The sequence below is a fragment of the Streptomyces sp. NBC_00154 genome, from assembly GCF_026342835.1.
Taxonomy (GTDB): Bacteria; Actinomycetota; Actinomycetes; order Streptomycetales; family Streptomycetaceae; genus Streptomyces.
Map to the genome: position 1 here is coordinate 818,391 of NZ_JAPEMI010000001.1, position 23,839 is coordinate 842,229.

Below are 23,839 nucleotides of genomic sequence, written 5' to 3' on the forward strand. Positions count from 1 at the left end.
GCGCCGCAGCGCGGGCCGCGAACAGCTGCCCGTAGTCCGTTGCTACCGACGGCAGAACGCGGCCTCCAGGGGTGGGCTCAGCCCGCGGTGTCCGCGTCCGTCACGCTCGCCGGCACCTCGACACTGCGCCTGAGGATCTTGCCGGTGGAGGTCTTGGGCAGCTCGCCGACGATCCACACGTGCCGCGGGTACTTGTATGCCGCTGCCTGCGCCTTGACGTGCTCGCGCAGCTCCTCGGGGGTGGCCGTCGCGCCGTCCATCAGCGCGACGGCGGCGCAGACATCCTCGCCGAGCTCGGGGTGCGGAATGCCGACGACGGCAGCCTCGCGCACCGCCGGGTGGGCGTAGAGCAGTTCCTCGACCTCGCGCGGATAGACGTTGTAGCCGCCGCGGATGATCAGGTCCTTCTTGCGGTCGACGATGAAGTAGTAGCCGTCCTCGTCGACCCGGGCCAGGTCACCGGAGCGGAACCAGCCGTCGGCGTCGATCGCCTCAGCGGTGGCCTCCGGCCGTTGCCAGTAGCCCTTCATGATGTTGTGGCCGCGGATGGCTATCTCGCCGACGCCGTCCGAAACGTCCAGCAGTGTCATCTCCACCCCGTCGATCGGCGTGCCGATCGCCCCGGGCTTGCACACGCGGTCGGGGTGGTTGAACGAGGCCACCGGCGAGGTCTCCGACAGCCCGTAGCCTTCCACGATGATGCAGCCGAACTCCGCCTCGAAGGTGTGCAGCACCTCCACCGGCAGCGCCGCGCCGCCCGACACGCACAGCCGCAGACTGTCCACATCGAACTTGGCCCGCTCCGGGTGACTCAGCAGCGCCACGTACATCGTGGGCACGCCCTGGAAGATGCTGACCCGATGGCGGTGGAGCGTCTCGAGCACCGCATGCGCGTCGAAGCGCGGCACCAGCGCCAGGCAGGCGCCGGCGGCCATCGAAGCGTTGAGCCCGCAGGTCTGGCCGAACGCGTGGAACAACGGCAGCGCGCCGAGCACGACGTCACCGGACGTGAGCGAGAAGAGGTCGACCGAGATCTCGGCGTTGCGGATCAGGTTGGCGTGGGTCAGCTCGGCCCCCTTGGGTGTGCCGGTGGTGCCCGACGTGTAAAGGATGACGGCGGTGTCCGACGCATCGCGCTCCACGATCCCGGCCTGTGCAGTGGTGGCGGCGAGCAGGGTCTCGAATTCGCCCGGCGTCACCAGCAGGCACTCGGTGCCGGCGGTGGCCGCGCCGGCTACGGCGTCCTCGGCGAACCCGTGCCAGGCCAGCACCAGCCCGGCCTGCGAGTCACCCAGGTAGAACGCCACCTCACGGGCCTTGAGCAGCACGTTCATCGGCACCACGACGGCGCCTGCACGCAGGATGCCGTAGTACACGGCGGCGAACTGCGGCACGTTGGGCAGCATGCAGCCGACTCGGTCACCGCGTTGCACACCCCGGTCCGACAGCAGCCCCGCCACGCGGGCACTGGCTTCGTCGAGGTCTGCAAAGGTCAGCACGGTGTCGCCGAGGCGGATCGCGGGGGCGTCGCCGTTGCGGGTCGCCGAGGCGACCAGGCTGTGCGCAAGGTTGGTCATGCGCGGGTCTCCTGTCGTGTGCGGTGGAAGTGGTGTGGAGGCTCAGTGCGCGGCGGGCGCGGTAGTGGCGGTGCGGAGTTCGTAGGGGGCGGGGTCGAAGCGACGGGTCGCGCGGCGGTACTCCAGGGTCGACGCGTGCCAGTTGCCCGAGGCCACGCCGGTGGCGTCCTGGTACCAGCTCTTGCAGCCGCCGACCGACCAGACCGTGCCCGCGAGCCGCGCCGTGTGCTGCTCGATGTAGGCGCGCTGGTCCGCGGCGTGGACCTCGATGCTGGTGATGTCGCGTGCGCGCATCTGGCGCAGCGCGTCCATCACGTACACGACCTGGCATTCCTCCTGGAACACATGGGAGTTGTGGCCGGTCGCGCTACCTGCGCCGCCGAGGCGGAACAGGTTCGGGAAGTTGGTCACGGTGACGCCGAGGTAGGTGTGCGGGCTACCGTTCCAGCACTCGGCCAGGGTCCGTCCGTCGCGTCCGCGCAGCTGCTCCGCGATCGGCGGGTCGCTGACGTGGAAGCCGGTGCCGAAGATGATCACGTCGGCAGGGTGCTCGCGGCCGTCGGTGGTGACCACCGAGTCCGCCCGCACCTCGCGGACCCCGGAACTGACCACCTCGACATTGGGCGCCGACAGGGCCGGATACCAGTCGTTGGATATCAGGATGCGCTTGCACCCCAGTTCCCAGTCCGGGGTCAGCCGTTCGCGCAGCGCCGGGTCGGTCACCTGTCGGCGCAGGTGGTACAGGGCCATCTTGGTCGCGATCCGCCGTACCCGCGGTGACACCATGATCTTCCACGTCACCAGCTCACGCAGCAGATACTGCCGGTGGCGCACCAGCCGCTGCAGCCACGGCGCGGCTGCGTAGAGCCGCCGCTCGATCCCGGTCGTCGCACGGTCCATCCGCGGGGTGACCCACGGCGCGGTCCGCTGAACCACCGTCATCCGCCCGACCTGCGGCTGGATCTCGGGAACGAACTGGATCGCGGAGGCGCCGGTACCGACGACGACGACCTTGCGGCCGGTCAGATCGAGGTCGTGGTTCCAACGGGCGGAGTGGAACACCTCACCGGTGAAACCGTCCAGGCCCGGCAGTTGCGGGGTCGACGGCTCGGCGATGGGACCGGTGGCGTCGATGAGCAGATCGGCGGTGAGCGGTCCGGTGCTGGTCTCGATCCGCCACCGCTGCGCGGCATCGTCCCAGTCGGCCTCCAGCAGGCGGCAGCCGAAGCGGATGTGCGGTATCAGCCCGTGGTCGCGGGCGACCCGGCGCAGGTAGTCGCGGATCTCGGACTGCTTGGAGAAGGCCCGGGTCCAGTGCGGGTTGGGCGCGAAGGACAGCGAGTACAGATTGGACGGGATGTCGCAGGCACAGCCCGGATAGGTGTTGTCCCGCCAGACGCCGCCGACCTCCTGCTCCCGCTCCAGCAGGGCGAAATTCTCCCCTTGGCTTTTGAGCGCGTGGGCCGCGGCCAGCCCGCCGAATCCGGCCCCGACAACGACGACGCGCAGATGCTGCGTCTCGAACTCAGCGGTCATGTGTGGAGCCCCTCTAGAAAAGCTAACGCGAGTCGCGTTACGCTCCCATCCATGGCAACAGGCGTCAAGAGTCCAGAACCCGAGGAACCGTCCAGCCCCGCGCAGGAACCGGCGAAGCTCAGTCGCCGCCGCAGACAGCCAGTCCAGGCCCGCAGTCGCGAGACCGTTGAGCGGATCCTCGACGCCGCCGCTGCCCTCCTTGAGGAGGGCGGCGTCGACGCAGTCACCACCCGTGCCATCGCCGAACGCGCCGACATCACCGCGCCCTCGCTCTACCGCTTCTTCGCCGACCGTGAGCAGGTCCTCGACGCGCTCATGGAACAGCACCTCGAACGGCTCGGCGCCTTCCTCGCCGAGGCCGAGGCGGACTGGTCGCCGTCGTCACCGGCGGAGTTCGTCGAGCGCGAGCTCGGCTCCTACGTGGCGTACTTCCAGTCCAACCCCAACGCCGCCCGGCTGTGGCTGGACGGGCGGGTCTCGCCGACGGTGCGGGCCGAAGTACTGCGCTACCAGCGCAGCACCGCCCAGCACCTGCACGACGTGGCCGTCGCGGCCGGCCTGGCCGCCCCGCAGACCGAGCTGTTGGTCTTCGTGATGATGGTCGAGCTCGGCGACCGGGTCCTGGACCTGGCGTTCCGGGATGGCCGCGAGGCCGACCCCGACGTGGTCCGCCACGGTCGCATCGCGCTGACGGCCTATGTCGAGGCCGCGATGCGGCCGTAGGCCGACACCGCCCGACGCCCACGCCGGACGGTGTGCAGCGCACCATCCCCGCCGCCGGTCACCCCGCCCACGGGTACCGGAGGCGCGCGCCAAGGTGGCCGAGTTCGGCACCCCCAGCGCCTACAACCACTACGCGGTGGGCTGGGCACACGCGATGTGCACGCCGTACCAGTGGACCAAGCAGGCAGCCTCGCACTGGGGCGGTACGCGCAACGGCACCATCGTGCACTGGCCCGCCGGCATCACCGCCCGGGGCGAAGTCCGCGAGCAGTTCGCCCACGTCATCGACGTCGCGACGAGACGACCAACGTGGGCCACCAGTCGGGCTCGCCCGTCACGCCCGACCAACCAGCGCGCGGCAACGACTTCACCGGCGAGATCCGGTGGGTGCAGATCGACGTCGACGCCGCCGCGGCCAACCAGGAGCACCTGATCCCGATCGAGGAGCGCCGGCGGATCGCCATGACCCGCCAGTGACCGGCCACCGGTGACGAAGGATGGCGGGCTGCCCGTCCCCGCGAGCAGCCCGCCGTCCCGGATCCGGCCGCACGGCCGCGCCGTGACGGCGCCGCGGATCCGGCCCGGCGAACTCCCGGTGTGCCACGGCACACCTCGCAAGCCCAATCATGTGCGCACGGCGATTCCACCCGGCGCACCACCGCCCTACGTTGGTCGCCCAACGCCACGACGCAGCGCCGGACAGAGCGCGCGCTTCGGCCGACGGCCCCCGAACGGCCCCACCCTCACTCCAGACTGATCAGGAACATAACCATGCGCGAGATCACCTTCCCCAGCGGCAAAGACCAGTGTTCCGCCTGGCATCTCCCGGCGGCCGGCGATGAGTTCGAGGGGGCCGGCGGACGTCCATGCGTCGTCATGGCGCCCAGCTTCGGGGGCACCCGCGACGGCGGTCTCCGGACTTACGCCGAGGGCCTTGCGGCTGCAGGCCTTGACGTCCTGCTCTTCGACTACCGCGGGTTCGGCGGTTCGACCGGAACCCCACGGCAGGACGTTTCTTTCCTGCGCCAACGACAGGACTACCACGCAGCCATCGCCGCGGCTCGTCGGCTGCCGGGGATCGACCCGGCCCGGATCGTGCTCTGGGGCAATTCCTACGCGGGCGGCCACGTCGTCGTGGTCGCTGCCCGGGACCAGCGCGTGGCGGCAGTCATCTCGATGACGCCGGCGATGGACGGCATCAGCGTCATCCGGCAACTGGCGCGCAACGGTGGCCCGTTGCACCTGGTCAAGGCGACCGGCAACGGTCTTCGTGATGCGCTGAGGGCGGTCACCGGCCGCGCCCCTCACCTCGTTCCGGTGGGCGGAGAGCCCGGCTCGAACGCGATCTTGGTCCAGAAAGGGGTCCTGCAGGCCTACGCCGCCGTCGCCGGCCCGGGCTGGCGCAACGAGGTGTGCGCACGCACAGCGCTCCAAGTGGCGTTCAACCGGCCGATCAGGTTCATCTCACGGGTGACCTGCCCGCTGCTCGTCCAGGCCGGGACGCACGACCAACTCGTGCCACCGGCGCCCGCGCGCCGGGCCGCCGCGAAGGCGGGCAGCCGGGCCCAGCTGGTGGAGTACCCCATCGACCATCTGGACGTCTACTCGGGCTCGGCGCAGGCGCACGCACTGGCCGATCAGCTCGGATTCCTGCGCAGCACTCTCGCACCGAGTCCCACTCGCCACGAGACGTCTGCCCCCCGTCACGAAGGAGCCTGATCCCGGACTCGTTGCCCGCGTGCCCTCGCGGAAGTCGGGCGCGCCTGCCTCACCGCATCAACCATCGCCTTCGACCGGAGTCACCCATGAAGCTCAAGAACCTCAACGGCAAGGTCGTCCTCATCACCGGCGCCGGCAGCGGGATCGGCCGCGCCACCGCCCTGCTCAGCGCCCGACGCGGCGCGACGCTCGTCCTCTGCGACCGCGACGAGGCCGGACTCAACGAGACCGCGGCGGCTGCCCGCGCCGTCGGCGTCGACGTGCTCGTGAAGACCGCCGACGTCTCCGACCCCGCGTCGATGGACGCCTTCGCCGACGCCGTGCACGCCCGGTTCGACGCGGTCGACGTGCTCATCAACAACGCCGGTATCGGCGTCTGGTGCGGCCTCCTCGACACCCTGCCCGAGGACTGGGACCGGCAGCTGGCGGTCAACGTCAAGGGCGTCGTGCACGGCTGCGAACGCTTCCTCCCCCGGATGATCGAACGCGGTCGGGGCGGCCACGTCGTCAACGTCTCCTCGGCGGCCGGCTACATGCCCAGCCCCGCCATGTCCTCCTACTCCGTCACCAAGTTCGCGGTCTTCGGGCTCTCCCAGGCCCTGCGCATGGAGATGCGCCCCCACAAGATCGGCGTCACCGCCTCCTGCCCGGGGCCGACCAACACGCCGATCGTCCGCACGGGCCCGGTCCGCGGGGCAGACGCCGAGGAACGGGCAGACAATGTCGTCGGCTTCTTCCAGAGGACCGCTGCCCGACCCGAGCAGGTCGCCAAGACCGTGCTGCGCGCCGTCGCTCGCAACCGTGCCGTCGCCCCCGCTGGCCTCGAGGCCCACGTCATGTACTACGCGAGCCGCATCTCCCCGCCCGTCGGACGTTGGCTCTCCGTACGCTGGTCCGCCATGGCCAACAAGGGATGAGCGCGTCGGCGTTGAGCGAGTGGCCCACCGTCCGCGTGCACGGCCAGGTACCGGAGCCAGCCATGACCGACGGGCGGTCCGCCCAGGTACAGAAAATGTATGAGCCCCGCGGCAACCCGCCCGAGCGTGTCGCGGTGAACATCCCGCGTGCGGTGGGACGCAACCGTGCGGTCGCGCCGGTCGCGCCCGAGGCCCACCTCAGGCACGTGCTTACCCGTATCCCGCCGCCCGCCGCCCGCCGGCTCAGCGCCCACTCGGCACACCTGTTGGACTGATCATGACGAACGCGACGCCGAATTTCGGCGATTTCCAGCTCGAGGTCTACATGCGCGGCCTGTCGGGTGTGCGCGAGAACCTGCCGTTCACCTACGCGGAGCTCGAGGCCCGCGCGCACGCGGCGCTCCCGCCGGACGTCATGTCCTACGTCACAGGCGGGGCCGGCAGCGAATACACGCAGAACGCCAACGTCACCGCGTTCGACCGCTGGGGCCTGATCCCACGGATGCTCGTCGGCGCCGCCCAGCGCGACCTCTCGATCGACCTCTTCGGGACGACGCTGCCGACACCGCTGCTGCTCGCTCCGGTCGGGGTCATCGGCCTGTGCGCGCAGGACGGACACGGCGATCTCGCGACCGCGCGTGCCGCAGCGAAATCGGGCGTCCCGATGGTCGCCTCGACACTGATGGTCGACCCGCTCGAAACCGTCGCCGCGGAGCTCGGTGACACCCCCGGGTTCTTCCAGCTCTACCCCCCCAAGGACCGCGAGGTCGCGGCGTCGTTGGTGTCGCGCGCCGAGGCGGCCGGCTTCAAGGGCATCGTCATCACGCTCGACACATGGCAGCTGGGCTGGCGGCCACGCGACCTGGAACTCGGCAACTTCCCGCAGCTGCAAGGCCACTGCCTGGCCAACTACTTCTCCGATCCCGTGTTCCGGGCCAAGCTCGCCAAGCCCCCGGAGGAGGATGTGCGGGCCGCGGCACTCGTGTGGACGTCGGAGTTCGCCGACCCGACACTCAGTTGGGACGACCTGGCATGGCTGCGGTCGCTGACCGATCTGCCGCTGCTGCTCAAGGGGATCTGCCACCCCGACGACGCACGGCGTGCGATCGACGGCGGCATCGACGGCATCTACTGCTCCAATCACGGCGGCCGCCAGGCGAACGGCGGTATCCCCGCCATCGACCTGCTTCCCGCAGTGGCCGAGGCCGCAGGCAGCACACCGGTCATCTTCGACTCCGGCGTGCGCAGCGGGGAGCACATCGTCAAGGCCCTTGCCCTGGGCGCGACGGCCGTCGCGGTTGGGCGACCGTACGCCTACGGGCTCGCGCTCGGCGGCGCTGACGGCATCGTGCACGTCCTGAAATCGCTGCTGGCCGAGGCGGATCTGCTGATGGCGATCGACGGTTACCCGACGATCGCCGACCTGGGGCCCGACGCGCTGCACGCGCGGGTCTGAACCATGTGGTCGAGACCCCGCCCCGGGCGCCCATCGGTGCCCGGGGCGGGGTCTATGCATCCCATGTTCCCGCAGAGCCGACGTCAGCCTCCTTCGGCCACCGCGCATCGGCGGGACGTCGATCCGGATCGCGGTGAGCAGCAGGCAGAGCGCGCGAGCACGCCTGCGGCGTCATCGCCCGGGCCCCCGGCGCAGGACATTCCCCCATCGGCGGCCCGACGCGCTCAGACGGCGGGCGGTCCGAGACGGCGCCTGAGCTCGAGCGCCAGCTCGACTGCGAGCCTTCGCTCGCCCGGCTCATAACCGAGCAGCTCGGTCGCGCGCCCGATGCGCTTGAGGACCGTGTTGCGATGGGTGTAGAGACGCGTGGCAGCGCGCGGGGCGTTCTCGGCCTCCTCGAGGTAGACGCGGAGGGTTTCTCGCAGTCGTGCCGCCGTGGAGTCATCGTCGGCAAGCGGTCCGAGCGTGGTCGCGACGAACGCGGCGGCCCGGCGTGGATCCTGCGCAGCGAGCACGGTGACCTCGAGCTCCTGATAGGAGGCGAACTGCTCGCTGTCGGGATTGCCGAGGAGCAGACGATGCACGGTGAGGGCGGCCTCGTGACTGGCACGAAAGCCCGCTGTTCCAAAACGAGTGGGGCCGACCGCGGCGCGCAGGTTGTCGTGTGTCCGACTCATCGCCGAGCGCAGATCCTCGATGAGTGGCTCTCCGTTGGTGCCGATCCACGCCCACAGTGTGGTTGTCCCTGCGGGAAGCACGAGAGGCTTTCCTGTGCCTGCAGCGCGAGCGAGCGCAAGCGCCGCCGACTCCAACGCTCCGTGAGGCACGCCGGGCGACTCAGCCCAGATGACGACCGCGGTGTGGCTCCGGTCCAGCGCGTACCCGATCCGCTGACCGGAGGCCGCAGAGTCCACCGGCGCACCGTCGAGGATCAACCGGACGGTCTCCGTGCGCCTGGCGAGCTCACCGCCGATGATCTCCTCTCGCTCCCGCTGGGCCTCGGCGAGCACGGCACGAAGCGTCTGGTCGACATAGCGGAAGGCGAGCGAGAGGGAAAGCTCGGTGACGCCGACCAGGTCCGGCCCTGGGCCGACGATCTCATACGCGCAGGTCATCCAGCGTTCGAGCACAACCTGCTGGCCGCGCCGGTAGCCCTCATAGATCGCGTCGAGGTCGATACCGCGACGCGCGATGGTGCGGGCGCCATCAAGGGCCTCAGGTGGAACCCTGATCGGCAGGGGTGAGTCCGCCTGCCGCGCGAACGCGAGGAAGCGCCGCAGATGGCCGCGGTGGTTGGCGGTCAGTTCGGCTGCGAGCGCTGCATCGGCCCCGAGCGCCGGGATCGCCTCGATCGCGGCAGCGTCCATCTCGGCGACGGTCTCGCCGAAGTCGAGAGCCAATCGTTCCGCGATCGCGGCGACGAGCTCGAAGGTGCGCGCCGTCGGCGCCAACGTCCTCACCAGCGAAGTGTGCCGTCGCACACCGCTGTCCCACAAGGAGGGGCATGCGCTGGGTGAGATTCAGCCTCGGGAGTGGACACCGAGTTTCCTGAGCGGCGTCTCCCCGGTGATCCCGAGATCGGCGGCCACGGCCGCGTTGCCGCCGAACGCGCGGTAGAGCGCGACAGCGTCCTTCCGGAACTCGATGGATCTTGAAGGTCCAGGAAGGGAAGTTCAGGTGGGAAGCCGGTCTCCGTAGCCGGACACATGAGCGGCCCGCGCCGGCGCGGGCCGAAGACGAGCGGGGAAGGACGTGTCACTCCCCCGCCCGTCCCGGGAACGCCGCAGGGCAAACTACGGCGCGCCCGGAGCCGAACCCGGTGTCGCTGGAGCGGCGGGCAGCGCACAGCAGTGCGCCGGCGCCCGCCGTCTGATCTTCCGGGTTGGGGTGGTCGGAGCCCGCTCGCTACGCGAGCCCGGCCACCAGGTCTGCGACGGACTTCCTGCGGCCCGTGTAGAAGGGGACCTCCTCGCGGACGTGCATCCGCGCCTCGGAGGCCCGCAGGTGACGCATGAGGTCGACGATGCGGTAGAGCTCGTCGGCCTCGAAGGCGAGGATCCACTCGTAGTCGCCGAGCGAGAAGGAGGCGACGGTGTTCGCGCGGACGTCGGGGTAGCCACGGGCCATCTTGCCGTGGTCCGCGAGCATCCGGCGGCGGTCCTCGTCGGGCAGCAGGTACCAGTCGTAGCTGCGCACGAAGGGGTAGACGCTGATGTAGTTGCGCGGCGTCTCGTCGGCCAGGAACGCCGGGATGTGCGACTTGTTGAACTCGGCGGGGCGGTGCAGCGCCATGTTCGACCAGACCGGCTCCAGCGCCAGGCCCAGCTTGGTGCGCCGGAAGAGGTTGAACGCCTCCTGCAGCTCGTCCGCCGTCTCGGCGTGCCACCAGATCATGACGTCGGCGTCGGCACGCAGGCCGGAGAGGTCATAGGTGCCACGGACGGTGATGTCCTTGGCGGCGAGCTGGTCGAACAGCTCCTGGACCTCGTCGGCGTAACCGGCGCGGTCGGCGGGGAGCACATCGCGAAGCTTGAAGACGGACCACAGCGTGTAGCGGATGACCTCGTTGAGGTCCTTGGCCTTCTTGCCGGCGTTGGGGATCTTCTCAGGCGCACTCATACGGCTATTGTCCCGCCTCGCTCCGTGTGCCCTGAACCAGGGTGGGAGTGGCAATGATCTCTCCCGCGAGATCGGCGGCGATCTCGTCCGCGGCCCGGTGGGCACTGGCGATGCAGGCCGGGATGCCGACGCCGTCGTACACCGCTCCGCAGACCCGCAGTGCCGGCAGCTTGGCGACCTCGTCGCGGATCCGGGCGACCCGCGTCAGATGGCCGACGGGGTACTGGGGCAGGCCGCCGATCCACCGGGTGACCTCGGTGTCCACCGGCTTCGCGGCGAGTCCGGTCGCCTCGGCGAGGTCGCGCAGCGAGACGTCGACGAGTTCGGTGTCCTCGCGGTGCAGATGGTCCTCCTCGCCGTACCGGCCGACGGAGGTGCGCAGGACGAACAGGTCGGGGGCTGCGTCGGCGACCCACTGCCACTTGTGGGTGGAGAAGGTGGAGGCCTTGATGGTGCGGCCGTCGACCGGCGGTACGAGGAAGCCGGAACGCCCGTCGAGGGCGCCCGTGGCAGCCACGTCGGAGCGCCGGAACGCCAGGGTGACCAACGCCATCGACGCGTACTCGACACCCGCCAGCTCGACGGAGGCGGCCGGGGACTCGGCGGCGAGCAGCGTGGAAGCGGACCAGGCTGGGGTGGCGAGGACGATGCCGTCGGCGGTGATCACCCGGGTGTCGGTGCGGATGTCCCAGCCGTCGGTGGTACGGGTCAGACCCAGCACGGGCGTGCCGGTGAGGATCTCGCCGCCCCCCGCGCGCACGGCGTCGCCGACCGCCTCCGGCAGGGTGCCGATGCCTCCGTCGATGCCCTGGAAGACCGGGCCGGTCTGCCGGCGCGCCGCCGCCTGCTGCTGGATGCGCTGTACGCCGTCGAGCAGCGAGCCGCCCTCCCGGGCCACCTCGAAGAGCTGCGGTACGGCGGCACGCATCGAGAGCCGGTAGGCGTCGCCCGCGTACACCCCGCCGAGCAGCGGTTCCACGAGCCGGTCGACGACCTCGCGGCCCAACCGGTCGGCTACGTACGCACCGACCGCGACGTCGTCGCCGACGGCGGTCGGAGTGAGGTCCCGCTCCTGCGCGATGCGGGCGAGGCCCTCCGGCGACAGCACTCCGCCGAGCGCGGCCGGGTCGCCCGGCACGCCCATCACATGGCCCTTGGGCATCGGCCGCAGTTCGCCGCGTGTCCAGACCGCCGCCGTGGCCGTGGCCGGCGGCTGCAGCCGGTCACCGAGCCCGACGGCGCGTGCCAGGTCGACCGCCTCCGGTCGTCTGGCCAGCATCGACTCCGCACCCAGATCGACCTGGGTGCCCGCGATGTCACCGGTCATGAGCTTGCCGCCGAGCCGGTCGGTCGCCTCCAGGAGGGTGACCCGCAGCCCGGTGGCCAGGAGCCGGTGGGCGGCGGCGAGTCCGGCGATGCCGCCGCCGATGACGACGACATGACCCGTACCTGTGTCCACGCGGTTTGTTGAACGCTGCATGCCTCCACTCTCTCAAATCTCTTCCGAGTCCCGAACGTGACCGCTTCGAAACCGGTAATGGGCAACCCGAACCCCGGTCCCGAACGTCGAACCGGCACCATCAACCACCCGCCCAGGGGGAGCAGTTATGCAGCCAGGACGCCACCCGGACCGCTCGTCCGCCCACCGTTTGCGCGCGGGCCTCGCCGCCGGGACGCTCGCCGCACTCCTCACGCTGAGCGGCTGCGGGGCGGGCGACAGCTCGGACAGCAGCAAGAGCGCGGCGAGAGACGACGGCAAGTACGCGGCCCCGCGCGCGGAACGCGGCGCCGCCGCCGGGGCGGCGGACCAGGGGTCCGCCGGGAGCAGCTCGGCGGAGAAGAAGAAGCCCTCCGCGCTGTCCACCCCCCATGTCATCCGCAAGGCCTCGCTCTCCGTCGAGGTGAAGAGTGTGCCGAAGGCGGTCGCGGCCGCCCGAGCGGCGGTGGAGAGTGCGGGCGGTCTGGTGGCGAGCGAGTCCACCGAGCGGCTCGACGCCACGCATGAGGAGTCGCACATCGTGCTGCGGGTGCCGCAGGCCGAGTACGACGCCGTGCTGCAGGAGCTGGCGGGTGGCGGGAAGCTGCTGTCCCGGACGACGACGGCGAAGGACGTCACCGATCAGGTCGTCGACGTGGAGAGCCGGATAGCCACCCAGCGGGCGAGCGTCACCCGGGTGCGGAAGCTGATGGACCGGGCCGACAAGCTCGCCGATGTGGTCACTCTGGAAGGGGAACTGAGCAACCGTCAGGCCGAGCTGGAGTCGCTCCTCGCCCAGCAGGAGTCGCTGAAGGACCGCACCACCCTGGCGACGATCACACTCAGCCTCTCCGAGCCGGAGTCCCCGTCGAACAGCAAGGACGACGACGATCCGGGGTTCCTGGACGCGCTCGGCGGCGGCTGGCACGCGTTCGTGACGATGGTGCGGTGGATCGCGATTGCCGTGGGTGCGGCGGCGCCGTTCCTGGCCGCGGCGGCGGGGCTGCTGCTGCTCGGACGGCTGCTGCGCACCTGGCTCGCCCGACGCCGGGTGCCGCAGGAGCCCCAGGCGTCCCGGCCGGATGAGCAGGCTCCCGCAGCACCGCAGGCTCCGCCCGCCCCCTGAGCGTCGTAGCGTGGACCTTCGGAGTTGACGCTCGAAGGGACCCGGCATGACAGCGGAGCGACTGGTGGTCATCGGCGCGGACGCGGCGGGCATGTCCGCCGCGTCCCAGGCCCGCAGGCTCAAGGGACCGGAGGAGCTGAGCATCGTCGCCTTCGAGCGGGGCCACTTCACCTCGTACTCCGCCTGCGGGATCCCGTACTGGGTCAGCGGCGACGTGGCGGAACGGGACGACCTCATCGCCCGTTCGCCCGAGGAGCACCGGGCCCGCGCCATCGACCTGCGGATGCGCACCGAGGTGACGGAGATCGATGTCGCCGGGCAGCGGGTGCGGGCGCTCGACCGGGAGAGCGGGGAGACCTACTGGACCGGCTTCGACAAGCTGGTGATCGCGACGGGGGCCCGGCCGGTGCGTCCGGCCCTGCCCGGCATGGACGCGGCGGGGGTGCACGGCGTGCAGACCCTGGACGACGGCCAGGGTCTGCTGGACTCCCTGGACCGGGCTCCGGGGCGGCGCGCGGTCGTCGTCGGCGCCGGCTACATCGGTGTCGAGATGGCGGAGGCGCTGCTGAGGCGCGGATTCGAGGTGACGGTCCTCAACCGCGGCGAGCAGCCGATGGCGACGCTCGACCCCGACATGGGATGCCTGGTCCACGACGCGATGGACGGGTTGGGCATCACGACGGTGAACCGGGCCGAGGTCACCAAGATCCTCACCGGAGCGGACGGCCGCGTGACCGCGGTCGCCTCGAACGACGCGAGCCACCCGGCGGATGTGGTGGTGCTCGGCATCGGTGTCGAACCGGAGTCGACGCTGGCCCGCGCGGCCGGCCTGCCGGTCGGCCCGCACGGCGGTCTGCTCACCGATCTGTCGATGCGGGTCGTCGGACACGACAACATCTGGGCGGGCGGCGACTGCGTCGAGGTCCTCGACCTGGTGGCGGGCCGCACCCGCCATATCGCGCTGGGCACCCATGCCAACAAACACGGCCAGATCATCGGGGCCAATGTCGGCGGCGGCTACGGGACGTTCCCGGGGGTGGTGGGTACCGCGGTCAGCAAGGTCTGCGATCTGGAGATCGCCCGGACGGGGCTGCGCGAGAAGGACGCCCGCGCGGTGGGACTGCGGTTCGTCACGGCGACGATCGAGTCGACGGGCCGGGCAGGTTACTACCCGGGCGCCCAGCCGATGACCGTGAAGATGCTCGCGGAGTACCGCACGGGCCGGCTGCTCGGGGTGCAGATCGTGGGCCGGGACGGGGCGGCGAAGCGGGTGGACATCGCCGCGGTCGCACTCACCGCAGGGATGACGGTGGAACAGATGACGGCGCTCGACCTCGGGTACGCCCCGCCGTTCTCGCCGGTCTGGGACCCCGTCCTGGTGGCGGCGCGGAAGGCGGTGACGGCGGTACGTCAGGCGGGCACCGCCTGACGTTCGTCCGGCACCGCCGGCGTTGCCGGTACGGGCGCCCCGAGGCGGGACAGGCCTCAGCGAGCGGTCTGCGTGTGTACGTACTCGACGAGCCGCGTCAGCGCGTCCGGGTCGGTCGTCGGCATCACGCCGTGACCCAGGTTGAAGACATGGCCCTCCAGACCGGCGGCCGCGACCAGCACCTCGCGCGCTTTCGCCTCCACCGTCGCCGTCGGCGCGAACAGCACAGCCGGGTCGAGGTTGCCCTGAAGCGCCTTGCCGGGTCCGACCCGGCGCGCGCCCTCGTCCATCGGGACCCGCCAGTCGACGCCGACGACATCCGCGCCCGCCTCGCCCATCAGCCCGAGCAGCTCACCGGTGCCGACACCGAAGTGGATGCGCGGGACACCGTACGGGGCGACGGCGTCGAAGACCTTCGCGGAGGCCGGCATCACGGAGCGGCGGTAGTCGGCGGGGGCGAGCGCGCCGACCCAGGAGTCGAAGAGCTGCACAGCCGAGGCGCCCGCCTCGATCTGCACCTTCAGGAACGCACCGGTGATCTCGGCCAGCCGGTCGAGGAGCTCGGCCCAGAGCTCCGGCTCGCCGTACATCATGGCCTTGGTGCGCTCGTGGTTCCGGGACGGACCGCCCTCCACGAGGTAGCTCGCGAGAGTGAACGGCGCACCGGCGAATCCGATGAGCGGCGTCGGGCCGAGCTCGGCGGTGAGCATGCCGATGGCTTCGGTGACGTAGTGGACGTCCTCCGGCGTGAGGTCGCGCAGCCGGGCCAGATCGGCGCGGGTCCGGATCGGGTCGGCGATGACCGGGCCGACACCGGGCTTGATGTCGAGGTCGATCCCGATGGCCTTGAGCGGGACGACGATGTCGCTGAAGTAGATCGCCGCGTCGACCTTGTGGCGGCGGACGGGCTGCAGCGTGATCTCGGTGACCAGCTCCGGCATCATGCAGGAGTCGAGCATGGCGATGCCCTCGCGCACCTTGAGGTACTCGGGCAGCGACCGCCCTGCCTGACGCATGAACCAGACCGGCGTGTGCGGCACCGGCTCGCGGCGGCATGCCTTCAGGAACGCCGACTCATGGGTGGCGGAGGTCTTCGTCTGCTGGCCCGAGGGGCGTTCGTTGGCACTCACGCACAGAATCTTCGCACGAAGCGGTAAGGAGCCGGGTCCGCGCAGGGTGTCCCTCCCTGCACGAGGCTCCGGTTCCGCCTACTCTTCCCCGCATGGCTCCGGCTCAGGGACAATTTTCCGAACAATCCGATGGCGCTGACAGCAAGGACAGTGCGGAGGGCAGTTCCGTCCCGCCCGCGTTCCGGTCGGCGGTGGAAGCGTTGCGCTCGGCGCGGCTCCGCCCCGAGCTGGAAGTGGAGCCGACTCGGCCGCCTCAGCGTCTCGCTCCGTACGCGTACGCCGTGGAGGCGGCGGTCGTCGACGGCGAGGACGATCTCGCGGACGGCCGCCTTGTGCTGCTCCACGATCCGGCCGGGCACGAAGCCTGGCACGGCACCTTCCGTCTGGTGACGCTGGTCCGCGCCGAGCTGGAGCCGGAGATGGCTTCCGACCCGCTGCTGCCGGAGGTGTGCTGGTCCTGGCTGACCGGTGCGCTGGAGGCGCGCGGCCTGTCGTACGGGGAAGCGGGCGGCACGGTCACCCGGGCAGGTTCGCACTACTTCGGTGCGCTGTCCGAGCGGCGCCCGGCGACGCAGATCGAGATCCGGGCGTCCTGGACCCCTCGCGAGGGGCGGGGTGGGGCGCCGGACACGGCGGCGCATCTGGTGGCGTGGGGGGATCTGCTGTGCCAGATCGCCGGTCTGCCGCCGTCGGGTCCGGCCGACGCGGCGGTGGTGACGCTGCCTCAGCGGCGCGGCCCGCAGGTTCCGTAGTCGGCCCTTTCGCCACTACACCTTTGGTGCAGTCCGAAACATATCGGCAACAATCCGCCATAAGCTTCACTCGACTACCGGCATTCTTTTCGTACAATCGATCGCCCGTCCGATTTGCCCGAATTGTTACTCACTAAATCGTGATCTTCCTCTAAAGGAGGACGGGTCTGCTGCCGAAGAGGTCAATGACCCTTCAAGCACGGTTCGCCCCGGCTTCATCCCCGAGCCGGCCCGTCCCGCCACTCCCCAGGAGGCCTGGTGTCCGTTCTCCTCGAGCAGCCCGCAAGCCTGGTCGCCTACCGCCCGAACAAGCCGACGGCCATGGTCGTCGTGGCCGACCCGCGCGTCCGTTCCACCGTCACCCGCCATCTGTGGGCACTCGGAGTACGTGACGTCATCGAGGCGTCGTCCATCGCGGAGGCCCGTCCCCGCGTCGGCAACCCGCGCGACATCTGTGTTGCCGACGTCCATCTGCCCGACGGTTCCGGGCTGACCCTGCTGTCCGAAACCCGAGCCGCCGGCTGGCCGAACGGCCTCGCCCTCTCCGCCGCCGATGACATCGGCGCCGTACGCAACGCCCTCGCGGGCGGCGTGAAGGGCTATGTCGTCACCGGCACACGCACCAATATCGGCCACCCCACCCGCCCCGGCGTCGCTCCCATCGGCGCCAATGCCGCCCGTATGCACCGCCGGCCCCCCGGCACCCCGAGCCACCCGGGCGGCTACCGCGAACTGTCCGGCCGCGAGGTGGAGGTCCTCCGGCTGGTCGCCGAAGGGCAGTCCAACAAGGCCATCGGTGTCTCCATGGGGCTGTCCGCCCTGACCGTCAAGAGCCACCTCGCCCGCATCGCCCGCAAGCTCGGCACCGGAGACCGCGCCGGAATGGTCGCCGTGGCCCTGCGCACGGGCATCATCCACTGACCCGCACACCCCGGCCGGCCGACAGAACGTTGCGGACCGGCTGGTTTACATTCATCGGCGCCCGTCGACGGAACGTTCCGTCGACGGGCGCCGTGCATACACAGATACCCTTGACACGTGACCGACGCCCAAGAGACCGCAGCAGACACTTCACTGCGAACCACCGGGGGCGCTCCCCCGGACGACGTCGCCCCGGCGCCGATCCCCTTGCTCGAACCTCGCGAGGGCATTCCCCCGGTGGTGGCCTCCGACGACGCCCTCGCCCGGGTGGTCGCGGCTTTCGCCGCGGGCACCGGCCCCGTCGCCGTCGATGCCGAGCGCGCATCCGGCTACCGCTACGGCCAGCGCGCCTATCTCGTACAGCTGCGGCGCGACGGCGCGGGCAGCGCCCTGATCGACCCGGTCGGCTGCCCCGACCTGACGTCGCTCGGCGAGGCGCTGCGCGGCAGCGAGTGGATCCTGCACGCCGCCACCCAGGACCTGCCCTGCCTGCGCGAAATAGGGATGACTCCCACCGAACTCTTCGACACGGAGCTCGCCGGACGGCTGGCGGGCTACCCGCGGGTCGGCCTCGGCGCAATGGTCGAGAACGTGCTCGGCTACGCGCTGGAGAAGGGGCACTCCGCCGTCGACTGGTCCACCCGCCCGCTGCCCGACCCCTGGCTGCGCTACGCCGCGCTCGACGTCGAGCTGCTGATCGATCTGCGCAACGCCCTGGAGGAGGAGCTCGAACGGCAGGGCAAGCTGGAGTGGGCGCAGGAGGAGTTCGACGCGATCGCCTCGGCACCGCCCGCTCCCCCGCGCAAGGACCCGTGGCGCCGCACGTCCGGTATGCACAAGGTGCGCCGCCGCCGTCAGATGGCGGTCGTACGGGAGCTGTGGAACGCCCGTGACCAGGTCGCGCAGCGCCGGGACATCTCGCCCGGCAAGGTCCTCGGTGACGGCGCGATCATCGAGGCGGCCCTCTCCCTCCCGCCGAACACTCAGGCGCTGACCACCCTCCCGGGCTTCGGCCACCGCATGGGCCGGCGTCAGCTGGAGCAGTGGCAGGCGGCCATCGACCGGGCCAAGGCGCTCCCCGAGGCCGAGCTCCCGCAGCCCGGCCAGCCCCTCCTGGGCCCGCCGCCGCCGCGCTCCTGGGCGGACAAGGACCCGGCGGCCGCCGCCCGGCTCTCGGCGGCCCGTGCCGCGGTGTCGGAGCTGGCCGAGCGGCTGCACATGCCGCAGGAGAACCTGATCACGCCGGACACCGTGCGCAGGGTCTGCTGGGAGCCGCCGAAGAACCCGACACCGGACGCGGTCGAGGACGCACTCACCACGTACGGGGCCCGGCGCTGGCAGATCGAACAGGTCGCGCCGCTCCTGCTGCGCGCCCTGACGTCGGCGACGGCCTGACCGTTCCCACCTCCCTTTTCCGCACGGCTTTCCCTGGACGACGCTCCACGACGTCGTGCGACGAAAACGCCTTCGGCTGACCGGCCGGAGGCGTTTTCGTCTGCCGGAGTGCGGCCGCGGGGCGGTCGGGGACGATCGGAATCGCGCCAGCTTGTCCCCGCCCCGGCATGTGACGTTCGCCGCTCCCGCCGTGGGGGGTGGGCAGTCTGGTTACCCGCAAGTAGCATGATGGTGGCGGCGCGCTTCCGGGCGTGCCGCGCAGCAGTGCCATCCCGCACCCTGGAGGAGAGCCATCGTGCCTCGTACCATCCGGGACGTCGTCTTCGTCGACGGCGTCCGCACCCCGTTCGGCAAAGCGGGCCCGAAGGGCATCTACCACGAGACCCGCGCCGACGATCTCGTCGTGAAGGCCATCCGGGAGCTGCTGCGCCGCAACCCGGACCTGGACCCGGCCCGTATCGACGAGGTCGCCATCGCCGCGACCACCCAGATCGGCGACCAGGGCCTGACGCTGGGCCGGACCGCCGGAATCCTGGCCGGTCTGCCGCAGTCCGTCCCCGGTTACTCCATCGACCGCATGTGTGCGGGCGCCCTGACCGCCGTCACGTCGACGGCCGGTTCCATCGCCTTCGGCGCGTACGACGTCGTCGTCGCCGGTGGCGTCGAGCACATGGGCCGCCACCCGATGGGCGAGGGCGTTGACCCGAACCCGCGCTTCGTATCGGAGAAGCTGGTCGACGAGTCCGCCCTTTTCATGGGCATGACCGCGGAGAACCTGCACGACCGGTACCCGCAGATCACCAAGCTCCGCGCCGACGAGTACGCGGTCCGCTCGCAGGAGAAGGCCGCCAAGGCGTACGCCAACGGCAAGATCCAGCAGGACCTGGTACCGGTCTCCGTGCGCCGCACCAACGCCGAGGCAGGCGAGACGGGCTGGGGCCTGGTCACCGCCGACGAGCCGATGCGTCCGGGTACCACGCTGGAGTCCCTGGCCGGTCTGAAGACCCCGTTCCGCCCCCACGGCCGCGTCACCGCCGGTAACGCCGCGGGCCTCAACGACGGCGCCACCGCCTCGCTGCTCGCCGCCGAGGACGTCGCCCGCGAGCTCGGCCTCCCGGTCAAGATGCGCCTCGTCTCGTACGCCTTCGCCGGTGTCGAGCCCGAGGTCATGGGGTACGGCCCGATCCCGTCGACGGAGAAGGCCCTCGCCAAGGCCGGTCTGTCGATCGGTGACATCGGCCTGTTCGAGATCAACGAGGCGTTCGCCGTCCAGGTGCTCGCCTTCCTCGAGCACTACGGCATCGCCGACGACGACGCGCGCGTCAACCAGTACGGCGGCGCCATCGCGTACGGTCACCCGCTGGCCTCCTCCGGTGTGCGCCTGATGACGCAGCTGGCCCGTCAGTTCGAGGAGCAGCCGCAGGTCCGCTACGGCCTGACCACCATGTGCGTCGGCTTCGGCATGGGCGCGACGGTCATCTGGGAGAACCCGAACTTCGACGGAGGCAACAAGTGAGCTCCACCACTGAGCTTCTGAAGGGCGCAGCCGAGCTGTTCCCGGGCGAGGTCGTCACGCAGGCGCACGTCCGCCACCTCGACCTGCCGGCGGGCGCGGGCAGGTTCGCCCTCATCACGCTGGACAACGGCCTGGACCACACCAAGCCGACCACCTTCGGACCGCAGTCGCTGGCGAACCTGAACGCCGCCATCGACCAGGTCGAGAAGGAGGCCGCCGAGGGTGCGATCACCGGTATCGGCATCACCGGCAAGCCGTTCATCTTCGCGGTCGGCGCCGACCTCAAGGGCGTCGAGCTGCTGAAGGAGCACGACGACGCGCTCGCCATCGGCAAGGGCGGCCACGACGTCTTCCGTCGCCTCTCCGGCCTCGCGGTCCCGACGTTCGCGTACTACAACGGCGCGGCGATGGGCGGCGGTGTCGAGGTCGGTCTGCACTGCTCGTACCGCACCGTCTCCAAGGCGCTGCCCGCGTTCTCGCTGCCCGAGGTCTTCCTCGGTCTGGTCCCCGGCTGGGGCGGCTGCGCCCTGCTGCCGAACCTGATCGGCGCCGACCGCGCGGTCTCGGTGATCATCGAGAACTCGCTGAACCAGAACCGTCAGCTCAAGGGCAAGCAGGTCTTCGAACTCGGGATCGCCGATGCCCTCTTCGAAGGTGCGGACTTCCTGGAGCAGTCGCTGATCTGGACCGCGAACGTGCTGAACGGCACGGTCACGGTGGAGCGCCCCGAGGTCGACCGCGGTGACGCCTGGGACCAGGCCGTCGCCCGTGGCAAGGCCATCGCCGACTCCAAGGTGCACGGCGCCGCCCCGGCCGCGTACCGCGCGCTGGAGATCATCGCCGCGGCGAAGGACGGCGACCTGAGCGCCGGCTTCGACGCCGAGGACCAGGCCCTCGCGGACCTGATCATGGGCGGCGAGCTGCGCTCCGGGATCTACGCCTTCAACCTGGTCCAGAAGCGCGCCAAGCGCCCGGCCGGCGCCCCGGACAAGAACCTGGCCCGCCCGGTCACCAAGGTCGGCGTCGTCGGCGCCGGTCTGATGGCCTCGCAGCTGGCTCTGCTCTTCCTGCGCCGCCTGGAGGTGCCGGTCGTCCTGACCGACATCGACCAGGAGCGCGTCGACAAGGGTGTGGGCTACGTCCACGCCGAGATCGAGAAGCTGCTGGGCAAGGGCCGGATCAACCAGGACAAGGCCAACCGCCTGAAGGCCCTGGTCTCCGGTGTGCTGGACAAGGCCGAGGGCTTCTCCGACGCCGACTTCATCATCGAGGCCGTCTTCGAGGAGATCGGCGTCAAGCAGCAGGTGTTCGCGGAGGTCGAGGCGGTCGCCCCGGCGCACGCGATCCTCGCCACCAACACCTCGTCCCTCTCGGTCACCGAGATGGCGTCGAAGCTGCAGCACCCGGAGCGGGTCGTCGGCTTCCACTTCTTCAACCCGGTCGCGATCCTCCCGCTGCTGGAGATCGTGCGCGGTGAGAAGACCGACGACGCCTCGCTGGCCACGGCGTTCGGTGTGGCGCGGAAGCTGAAGAAGACCGCGGTGCTGGTGAAGGACGCCCCGGCGTTCGTCGTCAACCGCATCCTCACCCGCTTCATGGGCGAGATCCAGAACGTCATCGACGAGGGCACCCCGGTCGAGGTCGCCGAGAAGGCGATCGAGCCCCTCGGCCTGCCGATGTCCCCGCTGGTCCTCCTCGAACTGGTCGGCCCGGCCATCGGTCTGCATGTCTCCGAGACCCTGAACCGCGCCTTCCCGGAGCGTTTCACCGTCTCCGAGAACCTCGCGGCGGTCGTCAAGGCCGGCAAGCGCGGCTTCTACGTATACGACTCCGGCAAGCCGGAGCTGGACCCGGAGGTCGCCGCTCTCCTCAAGCAGGGCGATGTCGTCCTGTCCGAGGAGCAGGTCCGCGACCGCGTCCTGGACGCGGTGGCGCAGGAGATCGGTCTGATGCTGGACGAGGGCGTCGTCGCCGAGGCCCAGGACATCGACCTCTGCCTGATCACGGGTGCGGGCTGGCCCTTCCACCTGGGCGGCATCACGCCGTACCTGGACCGCGAGGGCGTCTCCGAGCGAGTGAACGGCAAGAAGTTCCTGGCGCAGGGCGTGGCGAGCGTTCCGGCGTAACTACCGGTTGAGAACGACCACAGCGGGCCGTACGGAGATCTCTCCGTACGGCCCGTTCGTCGTGTGGCGCGACGCTCAGCGGCCCTAACGGGGAACGACCGCGATGGCGTTGGAGACCTTCCGCTGGCGCCGGTCGTCGGTCCTGCCCGGGTCCGAAGGACTGTTGCGCACCCGGTCCCGGACCACCATCGTGCTCGAACCGCCGCCGTCCAGATTCATCGCGTCGACCGCGCCGAGGGACAGCAGCACCCCCGTCGCTTCGGGCAGGGTCACGCCTTCGCTGACGCCCGGCCTGCGCCCGTCGAACACGACGAGCAACAGCGTGCCGTCCGCACGGACTCCGGCGACCGTACGAGGTGCGCGGGTGCGTACAGCCCCTTCGGAGACGCCGTTCGCGGCGGCATTGATCCAGGCCCGGCCGGACCGGACCAGCGCCGGGCCGGCCCCGAAGACCGAGGCCCGGTCCCCGCGGACCCGTACTCCGTGCGCATCGGTCAGCACGGACGACACGGTGAGAGTCCGCCCCGGCCGTGCGTGTGCGCGCAGCCAGTCGGCACCGGAGCCGATGCCCACGAGAGTCCGTCCGCCATCCGGCACCGCGCCCCCTGCGGGGCTGCGTACGCCGGTAACCGTCGACCGCGCGTCGAGGACCGCCTCGACGCTGCCCCCGCCCGCGTACGGTGTCGCCGTCCCCCACCCCGCGGTGAATTCAACGATCTCGTCGGGATCCTCGCAGATCCGCCCCGGTAGCGGAGCCGTTGTCGGCGCGCCGGTGTCGGCGCGCCGGTCGCCACCCACTCCCCCGCAGCCGACGATCCGACCCGGCACCCGGTCGGTACCGTCCACGACAGCGCGTGCACCGTCGGAAGAAGTGACCCGGGTGGCGGAGCGCAACTCAGTGATGCGGGGGCGTTCTCCGGTGCCCGGAAGGATCAGCGCGGTACGGCCGCCTGCGGCCTCGCTCAGCAGGATGCCGCGGGACACGTAGAGGCCGAGAGGATCGCCCTTGTAGCGCTCGGAGTCCGAGTTGAAGAACGTGCCGTTGACAGCCGCGACCGCACCCGCTCGGCGTGCGAGGTCGCGGACGGTGTCGGTCGACGCGACCGAGCCGCCGTGCACCCCCTCGATGTCGACGGGTGCGCTCTGAGCCACCGTCAGCACACTCGTCCGTACCGGACTTCCGTCTTCCAACGTTCGGACGGACTGGGTGAAAGAGACGCCGTCGGGCAGGGGTCGGGTGGACGGGTCGGTGGCGGACGGGGACGAGTGATGCGCGGGTACGTCTCCGTCCCGGTCACTGCTCCCCGTATCGGAGCCCGACTGGGCGCTGCATGCGACCAGCAGTGGTGCGAGGGCCAGTGCCGCGGCTCGTACGGACCACCATCCGTTCATGACGCCCCCTCGGTTCCGGGCAGCGAGC

At 70.7% G+C, this 23,839-nt stretch carries 20 protein-coding genes; 13 read left to right on the forward strand and 7 right to left on the reverse strand.

Annotated features, from left to right (window positions below; all coding sequences use genetic code 11):
• Window positions 1–77 precede the first annotated feature (77 nt).
• Together OHA03_RS03655 and OHA03_RS03660 are read right to left on the reverse strand one after the other, a co-directional pair.
• Window positions 78–1,577: a long-chain fatty acid--CoA ligase gene (locus OHA03_RS03655; protein ID WP_267000660.1), complete on the reverse strand. Its 1,500-nt coding sequence runs from the start codon at window positions 1,575–1,577 to the stop codon at window positions 78–80.
• Window positions 1,578–1,619: 42 nt separating this feature from the next.
• A complete protein-coding gene (locus tag OHA03_RS03660) occupies window positions 1,620–3,113 on the reverse strand; it encodes an NAD(P)/FAD-dependent oxidoreductase (protein ID WP_267000662.1) in 1,494 nt (497 codons plus the stop codon).
• A gap of 51 nt (window positions 3,114–3,164) precedes the next feature.
• On the opposite strand from OHA03_RS03660, the gene OHA03_RS03665 reads away from it, so the two are divergent.
• The 6 genes from OHA03_RS03665 (at window position 3,165) to OHA03_RS03695 (ending at window position 7,928) form a co-directional block, all read left to right on the forward strand.
• Window positions 3,165–3,836, forward strand: coding sequence for a TetR/AcrR family transcriptional regulator (locus OHA03_RS03665; RefSeq protein WP_267000664.1), 672 nt, complete (start codon window positions 3,165–3,167; stop codon window positions 3,834–3,836).
• 309 nt (window positions 3,837–4,145) lie between these two features.
• Complete coding sequence (locus OHA03_RS03675; protein ID WP_267008279.1) at window positions 4,146–4,313, forward strand: hypothetical protein; 168 nt, start codon at window positions 4,146–4,148, stop codon at window positions 4,311–4,313.
• Between the two features lie 294 nt (window positions 4,314–4,607).
• Window positions 4,608–5,555 (forward strand): alpha/beta hydrolase, encoded by a 948-nt coding sequence (locus OHA03_RS03680; RefSeq protein WP_267000666.1) that lies wholly within the window; start codon window positions 4,608–4,610, stop codon window positions 5,553–5,555.
• An 86-nt stretch (window positions 5,556–5,641) separates the two neighbouring features.
• Complete coding sequence (locus OHA03_RS03685) at window positions 5,642–6,472, forward strand: SDR family NAD(P)-dependent oxidoreductase (protein ID WP_267000669.1); 831 nt, start codon at window positions 5,642–5,644, stop codon at window positions 6,470–6,472.
• A gap of 95 nt (window positions 6,473–6,567) precedes the next feature.
• Window positions 6,568–6,747, forward strand: a complete 180-nt coding sequence (locus OHA03_RS03690) for a hypothetical protein (RefSeq protein ID WP_267000671.1) — start codon at window positions 6,568–6,570, stop codon at window positions 6,745–6,747.
• A gap of 2 nt (window positions 6,748–6,749) precedes the next feature.
• Window positions 6,750–7,928: a lactate 2-monooxygenase gene (locus tag OHA03_RS03695; RefSeq protein ID WP_267000673.1), complete on the forward strand. Its 1,179-nt coding sequence runs from the start codon at window positions 6,750–6,752 to the stop codon at window positions 7,926–7,928.
• Between the two features lie 224 nt (window positions 7,929–8,152).
• Here OHA03_RS03695 and OHA03_RS03700 read toward each other — a convergent pair whose 3' ends face one another.
• From OHA03_RS03700 to hemG, 3 genes are all read right to left on the reverse strand, one after another.
• Window positions 8,153–9,388 carry a CdaR family transcriptional regulator gene (locus tag OHA03_RS03700; protein WP_267000675.1) on the reverse strand — a complete coding sequence of 412 codons (1,236 nt, stop codon included), beginning with the start codon at window positions 9,386–9,388 and terminating at the stop codon, window positions 8,153–8,155.
• Between the two features lie 445 nt (window positions 9,389–9,833).
• Window positions 9,834–10,547 carry a hydrogen peroxide-dependent heme synthase gene (gene hemQ, locus OHA03_RS03705; RefSeq protein WP_267000677.1) on the reverse strand — a complete coding sequence of 238 codons (714 nt, stop codon included), beginning with the start codon at window positions 10,545–10,547 and terminating at the stop codon, window positions 9,834–9,836.
• A 4-nt stretch (window positions 10,548–10,551) separates the two neighbouring features.
• A complete protein-coding gene (gene hemG / locus OHA03_RS03710; protein WP_267000679.1) occupies window positions 10,552–12,027 on the reverse strand; it encodes a protoporphyrinogen oxidase in 1,476 nt (491 codons plus the stop codon).
• 127 nt (window positions 12,028–12,154) lie between these two features.
• Between hemG and OHA03_RS03715 the strand changes: the two genes are divergently transcribed.
• Window positions 12,155–13,150, forward strand: coding sequence for a DUF4349 domain-containing protein (locus OHA03_RS03715; protein ID WP_267000681.1), 996 nt, complete (start codon window positions 12,155–12,157; stop codon window positions 13,148–13,150).
• A 46-nt stretch (window positions 13,151–13,196) separates the two neighbouring features.
• Entirely contained in the window at window positions 13,197–14,579 is a 1,383-nt protein-coding gene (locus OHA03_RS03720) for an FAD-dependent oxidoreductase (protein WP_267000683.1), read from the forward strand.
• Between the two features lie 56 nt (window positions 14,580–14,635).
• Here OHA03_RS03720 and hemE read toward each other — a convergent pair whose 3' ends face one another.
• Window positions 14,636–15,709, reverse strand: a complete 1,074-nt coding sequence (hemE, locus tag OHA03_RS03725) for a uroporphyrinogen decarboxylase (RefSeq protein WP_267000684.1) — start codon at window positions 15,707–15,709, stop codon at window positions 14,636–14,638.
• A 92-nt stretch (window positions 15,710–15,801) separates the two neighbouring features.
• Here hemE and OHA03_RS03730 point away from each other — a divergent pair, with 92 nt between their 5' ends.
• From OHA03_RS03730 to OHA03_RS03750, 5 genes are all read left to right on the forward strand, one after another.
• Window positions 15,802–16,461, forward strand: a complete 660-nt coding sequence (locus OHA03_RS03730; protein WP_030917737.1) for a DUF3000 domain-containing protein — start codon at window positions 15,802–15,804, stop codon at window positions 16,459–16,461.
• 258 nt (window positions 16,462–16,719) lie between these two features.
• Window positions 16,720–17,382, forward strand: a complete 663-nt coding sequence (locus tag OHA03_RS03735) for a response regulator transcription factor (RefSeq protein WP_024488613.1) — start codon at window positions 16,720–16,722, stop codon at window positions 17,380–17,382.
• A 117-nt stretch (window positions 17,383–17,499) separates the two neighbouring features.
• A complete protein-coding gene (locus OHA03_RS03740; RefSeq protein WP_267000685.1) occupies window positions 17,500–18,777 on the forward strand; it encodes a ribonuclease D in 1,278 nt (425 codons plus the stop codon).
• 295 nt (window positions 18,778–19,072) lie between these two features.
• Window positions 19,073–20,293: an acetyl-CoA C-acyltransferase gene (locus OHA03_RS03745; RefSeq protein ID WP_267000687.1), complete on the forward strand. Its 1,221-nt coding sequence runs from the start codon at window positions 19,073–19,075 to the stop codon at window positions 20,291–20,293.
• Window positions 20,290–22,419: a 3-hydroxyacyl-CoA dehydrogenase NAD-binding domain-containing protein gene (locus OHA03_RS03750; RefSeq protein WP_267000689.1), complete on the forward strand. Its 2,130-nt coding sequence runs from the start codon at window positions 20,290–20,292 to the stop codon at window positions 22,417–22,419. The genes OHA03_RS03745 and OHA03_RS03750 overlap by 4 nt, the downstream gene beginning before the upstream one ends.
• A gap of 84 nt (window positions 22,420–22,503) precedes the next feature.
• Here OHA03_RS03750 and OHA03_RS03755 read toward each other — a convergent pair whose 3' ends face one another.
• On the reverse strand, window positions 22,504–23,811 hold the full coding sequence (locus OHA03_RS03755; protein ID WP_267000691.1) for a phosphodiester glycosidase family protein: 1,308 nt from the start codon (window positions 23,809–23,811) through the stop codon (window positions 22,504–22,506).
• Between the last annotated feature and the right edge of the window lie 28 nt (window positions 23,812–23,839).

What these genes read in the sequence shown, in the direction of transcription:
- OHA03_RS03655 (WP_267000660.1), bottom strand. Translation starts at nt 1,577, where the DNA reads ATGACCAACCTTGCGCACAGCCTGGTCGCCTCGGCGACCCGCAACGGC.
- OHA03_RS03660 (WP_267000662.1), bottom strand. Translation starts at nt 3,113, where the DNA reads ATGACCGCTGAGTTCGAGACGCAGCATCTGCGCGTCGTCGTTGTCGGG.
- OHA03_RS03665 (WP_267000664.1), top strand. Translation starts at nt 3,165, where the DNA reads ATGGCAACAGGCGTCAAGAGTCCAGAACCCGAGGAACCGTCCAGCCCC.
- OHA03_RS03680 (WP_267000666.1), top strand. Translation starts at nt 4,608, where the DNA reads ATGCGCGAGATCACCTTCCCCAGCGGCAAAGACCAGTGTTCCGCCTGG.
- OHA03_RS03685 (WP_267000669.1), top strand. Translation starts at nt 5,642, where the DNA reads ATGAAGCTCAAGAACCTCAACGGCAAGGTCGTCCTCATCACCGGCGCC.
- OHA03_RS03690 (WP_267000671.1), top strand. Translation starts at nt 6,568, where the DNA reads ATGTATGAGCCCCGCGGCAACCCGCCCGAGCGTGTCGCGGTGAACATC.
- OHA03_RS03695 (WP_267000673.1), top strand. Translation starts at nt 6,750, where the DNA reads ATGACGAACGCGACGCCGAATTTCGGCGATTTCCAGCTCGAGGTCTAC.
- hemQ (WP_267000677.1), bottom strand. Translation starts at nt 10,547, where the DNA reads ATGAGTGCGCCTGAGAAGATCCCCAACGCCGGCAAGAAGGCCAAGGAC.
- hemG (WP_267000679.1), bottom strand. Translation starts at nt 12,027, where the DNA reads ATGCAGCGTTCAACAAACCGCGTGGACACAGGTACGGGTCATGTCGTC.
- OHA03_RS03715 (WP_267000681.1), top strand. Translation starts at nt 12,155, where the DNA reads ATGCAGCCAGGACGCCACCCGGACCGCTCGTCCGCCCACCGTTTGCGC.
- OHA03_RS03720 (WP_267000683.1), top strand. Translation starts at nt 13,197, where the DNA reads ATGACAGCGGAGCGACTGGTGGTCATCGGCGCGGACGCGGCGGGCATG.
- OHA03_RS03730 (WP_030917737.1), top strand. Translation starts at nt 15,802, where the DNA reads ATGGCTCCGGCTCAGGGACAATTTTCCGAACAATCCGATGGCGCTGAC.
- OHA03_RS03755 (WP_267000691.1), bottom strand. Translation starts at nt 23,811, where the DNA reads ATGAACGGATGGTGGTCCGTACGAGCCGCGGCACTGGCCCTCGCACCA.